This is a genomic window from Sphingomonas sp. 1185 (genome assembly GCF_040544655.1).
In the GTDB taxonomy this organism is placed as follows: Bacteria; Pseudomonadota; Alphaproteobacteria; order Sphingomonadales; family Sphingomonadaceae; genus Sphingomonas.
In genome coordinates, this window is the sequence record NZ_JBEPKL010000021.1 from 65,568 (window position 1) to 73,200 (window position 7,633).

Annotated in this window: 7 protein-coding genes and 1 rRNA gene; 6 read left to right on the forward strand and 2 right to left on the reverse strand. The window is 67.4% G+C overall.

Going from position 1 to position 7,633, the window contains the following annotated elements:
* Positions 1 to 19: 19 nt before the first annotated feature.
* Positions 20 to 394 (reverse strand): hypothetical protein, encoded by a 375-nt coding sequence (locus ABIC44_RS13940; protein WP_354296133.1) that lies wholly within the window; start codon positions 392 to 394, stop codon positions 20 to 22.
* Positions 395 to 579: 185 nt separating this feature from the next.
* Here ABIC44_RS13940 and ABIC44_RS13945 point away from each other — a divergent pair, with 185 nt between their 5' ends.
* The 3 genes from ABIC44_RS13945 to ABIC44_RS13955 are packed head-to-tail and all read left to right on the forward strand — an operon-like array spanning position 580 to position 3,418.
* Positions 580 to 1,725, forward strand: coding sequence for a fumarylacetoacetate hydrolase family protein (locus ABIC44_RS13945; protein WP_354296134.1), 1,146 nt, complete (start codon positions 580 to 582; stop codon positions 1,723 to 1,725).
* 14 nt (positions 1,726 to 1,739) lie between these two features.
* Entirely contained in the window at positions 1,740 to 2,525 is a 786-nt protein-coding gene (gene xylB / locus ABIC44_RS13950) for a D-xylose 1-dehydrogenase (RefSeq protein ID WP_309690705.1), read from the forward strand.
* A 29-nt stretch (positions 2,526 to 2,554) separates the two neighbouring features.
* On the forward strand, positions 2,555 to 3,418 hold the full coding sequence (locus ABIC44_RS13955) for an SMP-30/gluconolactonase/LRE family protein (protein ID WP_307101293.1): 864 nt from the start codon (positions 2,555 to 2,557) through the stop codon (positions 3,416 to 3,418).
* 58 nt (positions 3,419 to 3,476) lie between these two features.
* Here ABIC44_RS13955 and ABIC44_RS13960 read toward each other — a convergent pair whose 3' ends face one another.
* Positions 3,477 to 4,268 carry a FadR/GntR family transcriptional regulator gene (locus ABIC44_RS13960; RefSeq protein WP_354296136.1) on the reverse strand — a complete coding sequence of 264 codons (792 nt, stop codon included), beginning with the start codon at positions 4,266 to 4,268 and terminating at the stop codon, positions 3,477 to 3,479.
* Positions 4,269 to 4,375: 107 nt separating this feature from the next.
* On the opposite strand from ABIC44_RS13960, the gene ABIC44_RS13965 reads away from it, so the two are divergent.
* The 3 genes from ABIC44_RS13965 to ABIC44_RS13975 form a co-directional block, all read left to right on the forward strand.
* Positions 4,376 to 5,899 (forward strand): aldehyde dehydrogenase (NADP(+)), encoded by a 1,524-nt coding sequence (locus ABIC44_RS13965; RefSeq protein WP_354296138.1) that lies wholly within the window; start codon positions 4,376 to 4,378, stop codon positions 5,897 to 5,899.
* A 70-nt stretch (positions 5,900 to 5,969) separates the two neighbouring features.
* Positions 5,970 to 6,962: an AraD1 family protein gene (gene araD1, locus ABIC44_RS13970; protein WP_354296139.1), complete on the forward strand. Its 993-nt coding sequence runs from the start codon at positions 5,970 to 5,972 to the stop codon at positions 6,960 to 6,962.
* A 589-nt stretch (positions 6,963 to 7,551) separates the two neighbouring features.
* Positions 7,552 to 7,633, forward strand: a 16S ribosomal RNA gene (locus tag ABIC44_RS13975); the annotation flags it as partial.

Sequence of the window (7,633 nt, forward strand, 5' to 3'; positions counted from 1 at the left end):
GGGGGATCGGCCCTTTCGTCTAGCTGTTCTCGAGCCAGGCCAGGGCGGCGTCGTAGGACAGGAAGGCGTCGATATTGGGCAGCTGGTAATTCTGCCGGACCTGCATCTTCAGGGGGCTGGAATCCACGACCAGCGCCAGCCGGTCGCCGGGCCGATAGAATGCCATGATGCCGTCGCGCATCACCTGGACCATCGTGATCGGCATGATGGGGGTGCCGCGTCGATCGACCAGCACCCTGGCATGGCCCCACTGCGCGCGCGATGCGTCGAGGAAGGGCTGGAAGCAGGCCCAGTAACGGTCGGCGATCTCGACGGTCCACGCGGTTCGCGTCCGGACCTGAATGATGAAGCGGTCGTCCAGCCAGACGGAGAATCCGGGGTCGTCGATTCGCATGGTCCTGTTTCCCCCCTCCGGCACCAGATGGCATGGCGTCGCTATCCAAGTGGTTAAAACCAAAATGGACCCATTGGGAATGACCCAAATGTCGCTATGGCGATGACGGCTGGACGACGGCGAGCGCCTCTTGACCTGAACCGGGCGGCACTCGATACCGCTAACAAAATTGCGGAGAGTAAGACATGGCAAGCAATTCCACTCCTCTGATCGATGCCCTGCCTGACGATTGGCGGACGGGCCGTTTCGTCGGCCGTATCGATCGCGGCGAGGGGCCATGTCCTATTTTGGTGCAGGGCGGGGAAGTTTTCGACATGAGCCGCGTCGCCCCGACCGTTTCGGCGCTGATCGCGGCCGGTACGGTCGAGGCCGGGCAGGGTGAATCGCTGGGCGATCTGGGCGACCTGAACCTGTCCCCCGAGCAAGGCGCGGCCAACCGCCTGCTCTCGCCGATCGATCTGCAATGTGTGAAGGCGGCGGGCGTGACCTTCGCCGTGTCGGCGCTGGAGCGGGTGATCGAGGAGCGCGCGCGCGGCGACCATGCCAAGGCGGCGGGGCTGCGCGCCACGTTGGAACAGGCGCTGGGCGGCAATATCCGCTCGGTGGTGCCGGGTTCGCCCGAGGCCGCGCAGCTGAAGGACGCGCTGATCGCCGAGGGGCTGTGGTCGCAATATCTGGAGGTCGCGATCGGCCCGGATGCCGAGATCTTCACCAAGTCGCCGGTGCTGTCGACCGTGGGTTGGGGCATGCCGGTCGGGGTCCGCTCCGATTCGACCTGGAACAACCCGGAGCCCGAGGTGGTGCTGGTCGCCGACGCGCATGGCAAGGCGGTCGGCGCGACGCTGGGCAACGACGTCAACCTGCGCGATTTCGAGGGCCGCTCGGCGCTGCTGCTGGGCAAGGCGAAGGACAACAACGCCTCCTGCTCGCTCGGGCCGCTCGTCCGGCTGTTCGACGACGGCTTCACCATGGACGATGTCCGGTCGAGCGAGGTCAAGCTGACCATCACCGGCACCGACGGCTATGTGCTGGAAGGCGCCAGCTCGATGGACCAGATCAGCCGCGATCCCGAGGACCTGCTGGGCCAGGCGCTCAGCGAGCATCATTATCCGGACGGCCTCGTCCTGTTCCTCGGCACGCTGTTCGCGCCGACCCAGGACCGTGACGAGCCCGGCCGCGGCTTCACTCACAAGGTCGGCGACACCGTCGTCATCGCCAACCCGCGTCTGGGCACGCTGGTCAATCCGGTGATGACCAGCGCCGACGCCCCGGCCTGGACCTTTGGTCTGGGCGACCTGATGCGCAACCTGGCCAAGCGTGGCCTGTTGTGACGGAGACTCAAGACATGTTGCAGAAGACCAGCGCCGCCGATCTGGTCGCGCGCTATCCCAGCCTGACCGACAAGCGGGTGATCGTGACCGGCGGCGGCTCGGGGATCGGCGAGGGGCTGGTCGAGGCGTTCGTCGCGCAGGGCGCCCGCGTCGCGTTCGTCGACATCGCCGAGGAGGCGAGCCGGGCGCTGGTCGAGCGGCTGTCGGGCGATGCCCGCCATGCGCCGATCCATCGCCGCTGCGACCTGACCGATCTGGACCACCTCAAGACGATCTTCGCCGAGCTGGAAGAGGCGCTGGGCGGGGTCGACATCTTGGTCAACAATGCGGGCAATGACGACCGCCACAGCATCGCGGACGTGACCCCGGCCTATTGGGACGAGCGGCTGAACGTCAATCTGCGGCACCAGTTCTTTGCCGCGCAGGCGGTGATCCCGGCGATGAAGCGCGCCGGTGGCGGCGCGATCCTGAACTTCGGGTCGATCAGCTGGCACCTGGGTCTGAACGACCTGGTCCTCTACCAGACGTGCAAGGCCGCGATCGAGGGCCTGACCCGCAGCCTGGCGCGCGATCTGGGGCGCGATAATATCCGCGTGAACACCATCGTGCCGGGCAACGTCCAGACGCCGCGCCAGGAAAAATGGTACACGCCCGAAGGCGAGGCGGAGATCGTCGCGGCCCAGTGCCTCGACGGGCGCATCCAGCCCGCCGATGTCGCGGCGCTGGTGCTGTTCCTGGCCTCGGACGATGCCCGGATGTGCACCGGCCATGACTATTTCATCGACGCCGGTTGGCGCTGACAGACCGGGCGAGAGCATAGGAGAGAGTGATGCAGCAGGCCGAACATTGTCTGACCGTGGGTGCGACGCTGGGCGAGGGGCCGATCTGGGTCGACGGCCTGCTGTGGTTCGTCGATATCAAGCAGCAGCGCATCTATGCCCATGATCCGGTGGCGGGCACGCTCGATCACTGGGACTCGCCCGAAATGGTCGGCTGGGTGGTACCGGCGCAGCGCGGCGGATTCGTCGCCGGGCTGAAGTCGGGCCCGCATCACTTCGATCCCGCCACCGGCGGGTTCGAGCGTATGGCCGAGGTCGATACGCATCTCCCCGCCAACCGCCTGAACGATGCGTGCGTCGACGGGCAGGGGCGGATCTGGTTCGGCACGATGGACAATGACGAGACGGCGCTGTCGGGCCGTCTGTTCAGCTGGGTCGCGGGACTGGTCTCGCCGTCCAGCGCCGATGCGGTGTGCATCACCAACGGTCCCGCCATCTCGCCCGACGACTCGACGCTCTATCATGTCGACACGCTGGGCAAGGTCATCCTGGCGCACGCGATCCTGGCGGACGGCACGCTCGGCCCCGCGACCGAGTTCGCGCGCTTCGGCGATGCGGACGGTCATCCCGACGGCGCGATCTGCGATGCCGAGGGCGGGGTGTGGGTCGGCTTCTATGGCGGCTGGGCGGCGCGGCGTTACGGCCCCGACGGCGTGATGACCGACGAGGTGCGCTTCCCCGTGTCCAACATCACCAAGATCGCGCTGGGCGGCCCCGATGGCCGCACCGCCTATGCCACCACCGCGCGCCAGGGCCTGTCGGACGAGCAACTCGCCGAGCAGGTCCAGGCGGGCGACATCTTCACCTTCCGGGTCGCGGTCCCGGCCAAGCCGCTCCACCGCGCGGCCTTCTGACCCCCGTCTCCGAACCCGGCGTCTCGGGTGGCCCGCTCCTTTACGGGGGCGGGCCTTCTTATCCTTCCATCGCGCTGCGGGTATCCTCCAGCGCCAGATCGACGAGCAGCCGCATGGCCTCTCCCGCGCCCTCGACATCGCCCGCGGCGATCGCGTCATAGACCTTCACATGGTCGGGCACCGGATTGCGGGGCAGCGCGCGCGACCGCTGCTTGAACTGGGTGGTCCAGGCGACCGCCGCGCCGATGCTGGCGGTCAGCACGACCAGCGCATCGTTGCGGGTCGCGGCCAGCACCGCGTTGTGGAATTCGCGGTCCGCCGTGCGCCCCGCCTCGGTCGCCAGCGTGTGGCGGCGCATCGCGGCCAGCGCGTCGCGCATCTCCTTCAGGTCGGCCTTGTCGCGTCGCTCGGCCGCCAGCCGCGCGGCGGCGGGCTCGACGATCGACCGCAGCTCGAACAGGCTGCGCACGAACTGGATGTCGGGTTCGCCCGAAAAGGCCCAGGCGAGCACATCGGGGTCGAGCAGGTTCCAGCGGTTGCGCGGCAGGACGCGGGTGCCCGTCTTGGGTCGGCTTTCGACCAGCCCCTTGGCGCTCAGCACCTGCACCGCCTCGCGATAGGCGCTGCGCGACACGTCGAGCGCCTCGGAAAAGGCGACCTCCCCCGACAGCGTGTCGCCGGGGCGATATTCGCCCGACACGATCGCCGCGCCCAGCTTGTGCGCGATCGCGCCGTGCAGACGGCGGCCGGTGCCGCGCCGGGTCCTGGGTGCGGGAGCCTCGGAATCGGCCGGGGACTCGACCGGGGAATCGACCAGGGGTTCGGGCGCGGCGTTCCCGTTCGTCATCATGTCATCCATCGATCGTACCTCTCCGCCCCTATCCTCGCGCATTACCTTTAACATTGCCATCGCTCCGTCAAACGAATATGTCGGAGTAATATAAAGGAGCTTCCCCTATGACCGATTTCCGCTCGATCGACGCCGCCACCGGCCAGCCGGTGGGCGACGCCTTTGCGGTGCACGGACCGGCCGATGTCGATGTGGCCTGTGCCGCGGCAGAGGAGGCGTTCGACGTCTATCGCGCCACCAGCCGCGAGGAGCGCGCCGTGTTCCTCGACAGGATCGGTGCCGAGATCATGGCCATTGGCGACGATCTGATCCAGGCGGCGATGCGTGAAAGCGGTCTGCCGCGCGCGCGGCTGGAGGGCGAGCGCGGCCGCACGGTCGGCCAGCTCGGCCTGTTCGCCAAGGTGCTGCGCGCCGGGGCCTATCTCCAGGTCCGTATCGACCCCGCCATGCCCGACCGCCAGCCGCTGCCGCGCCCCGATCTGCGCCTGCGCATGGTGCCGCTGGGCCCGGTCGCGGTGTTCGGCGCGTCCAACTTCCCGCTCGCCTTCTCGACCGCCGGTGGCGACACCGCCTCGGCGCTGGCCGCCGGTTGCCCGGTGATCGTCAAGGGCCACCCCGCCCATCCGCAGACCGGCGCGCTGGTCGCCGCGGCGATCGAACGCGCGGTGGAGGCCTGCGGTCTGCCCAAGGGCGTGTTCGGTCATCTGACCGGCCCCAGCAACGAACTGGGCGGCGCGCTGGTCCGTGATCCGCGCATCGCGGCGGTCGGCTTCACCGGCTCGCGCGCGGGCGGCCTGGCGCTGCTGAAGATCGCACAGGAGCGGCCGATCCCGATCCCCGTCTATGCCGAGATGTCCAGCATCAACCCGGTCGTGCTGATGCCCGAGGCGCTGAAGGCGCGCGGCGCGGCGCTGGGCACCGCCTTTGTCGGCTCGCTGACCATGGGCGCGGGCCAGTTCTGCACCAATCCGGGCCTGTTGCTGGCGATCGAGGGCGAGGGGCTGGACGGCTTTGTCGAGGCGGCGCGCACCGCGCTGACCGAGGCGGCGGCGCAGACCATGCTGACCCCGGGCATCCACGCCGCCTATACCAAGGCGTCGGAGTCGCTGGCGAGCCACGACAAGGTCGAGACGGTTGCGCAAGGAAAGGTGGGCGAGGGCGTCACCGCCGGTCGCGCCGCCTTCTTCCAGACCACGGCCGAGGCGTTCCTCGCCGACGAGGCGCTGGGTCATGAAGTGTTCGGCGCGTCGTCGATCCTGGTCCGCTGCCGCGACGAGGCGGAGCTGATCGCGGTGCTCAAGGCCGCCGAGGGTCAGCTGACCGCGACGATCCAGATGGACGAGGGCGATACCGACATGGCCGCGCGGCTGGTGCCGGTGCTCGAGCGCAAGGCGGGGCGGATCCTGGCCAATGGCTGGCCGACCGGCGTCGAGGTGGCGCATGCGATGGTCCATGGCGGCCCGTTCCCCTCGACCTCGGACGCGCGCACGACCTCGGTCGGCAGCCTGGCGATCGATCGCTATCTGCGGCCGGTGTCGTACCAGAATCTGTCGGCCGCGCTGCTGCCGCAGGATCTGAAGGACGAAGCGGCGGGCACGCTGCCCCGTCTGGTCGACGGCCAGCCGGGCTAAGGAATGGCGGGGCGCGTCCCGAACCGGGGATGCGCCCCTTTTTGTTGAAAGACGATAAGGGGAGGAATTCATGGCTGATCGCCTGTTGCAGCATCGCGCACCCGATGGGACCCGTTCGGTCATTCTGGCGCGGGGCGACCACGCGGCCTTCGTGCCGGGCATCGACACGGTCATCGCATTGGCGCAGCGTGCCATTGCCAGCGGGCGGTCGCTGCTCGACACCGCGCTGGCCTGCGGCGAGGGCGCGGCCGTCGATCTGAAGGCAGAACTGGCGGCGGGCCATCTGATCGCGCCGATCGACCATGAAGACCCCGCGCACTGCGTCATGACCGGCACCGGCCTGACCCATCTCGGCTCGGCCGAGGGGCGCGACAAGATGCATCGCGACGCGGCCGCCGCCGCGCACCAGACCGACTCGATGCGCATGTTCCTGGAAGGCGTCGAGGGCGGCAAGCCCGGCGAGGGCCAGGTCGGCCAGCAGCCCGAATGGTTCTACAAGGGCGACGGCTCGCAGCTGGTCGGCCCGGGCGACGCGCTCGAAATGCCCGCCTTCGCGCAGGATGGCGGCGAGGAGCCCGAGCTGGCAGGCATCTACCTCATCGGCCCCGACGGCACGCCGCATCGGCTGGGCCTGTGCCTCGCCAACGAGTTCTCGGACCATGTGACCGAGCGGCATAATTATCTCTGGCTCGCGCACAGCAAGCTGCGCCCCGCCGCGCTCGGCGCCGAACTGCTGCTAGGCGACGTGCCCGAGCATATCGAAGGGAGCAGCAAGGTCGTCCGCGACGGCGAGACGCTGTGGGAAAAGCCCTTCCTGTCGGGGGAGGCCAACATGTCGCACAGCCTGGCGAACCTCGAGCATCATCACTTCAAATATGCGCTGTTCCGTCGTCCGGGGGACGTACACGTCCACTTCTTCGGCACCGCGACCCTGTCGTTCGCCGACGGCATCCGGACGCAGGAAGGCGATGTGTTCGAAATCGCCGCAGCACCCTTCACCTTGCCGCTCGCCAATCCGCTGGCGCGGACCGAGGACAAGCCGGTGACGGTCGGACGTCTCTGATCGTCCCGATTCCCGGCTGGAATGTCACCAAGGGCGTCCTTTCCCAACGGGAAGGGCGCCCTTGGTGCGTCTGGAGCGAGTGATTCTGGGAGGTGATTCGGTGTTGTGACGTATGGGGCGGGATAAGGTTCCGGCTGGTGCGGGGCTGGCGGAGTGAGGCAAAGCGTTGTTTTTCGGTCTTTTTCCAGAAATTTTTCAGAAAAGTGAAAATCTGTTGTTGACGGTTCGGGGCAACCCCGCCTAGAGGGGTTTCACCGCGACGGAGCGGGCCGCTACGGCGGCTTCGGGGTCTGCGGTACTGGCATTGAGATGCTGGCGCACGGAAGTTTCTAGGCCGAAAGGTTTAGGGGCGGAAGGGGTGCCGGTATTTGTTGTCGGCTCTTTGACATTGTAGGTTAGATGAAGGGACATGCGGGCGGCGGCTTGGCGGTCACTCACGCATTCAAGGTGTGTTGGGGATCGTAAAAAGCTTAAGCCAGTTCGTATGTCTCGTTACATATCCACTAAGAATATGTGATGTGCAGGAATTGGCTCCTTGAAGTGAGCGGTTTTCGGTTGGGTTATTCCACCTGATTGGAGATCGAGCATCAAACTTGAGAGTTTGATCCTGGCTCAGAACGAACGCTGGCGGCATGCCTAACACATGCAAGTCGAACGAGATCCTTCGGGGT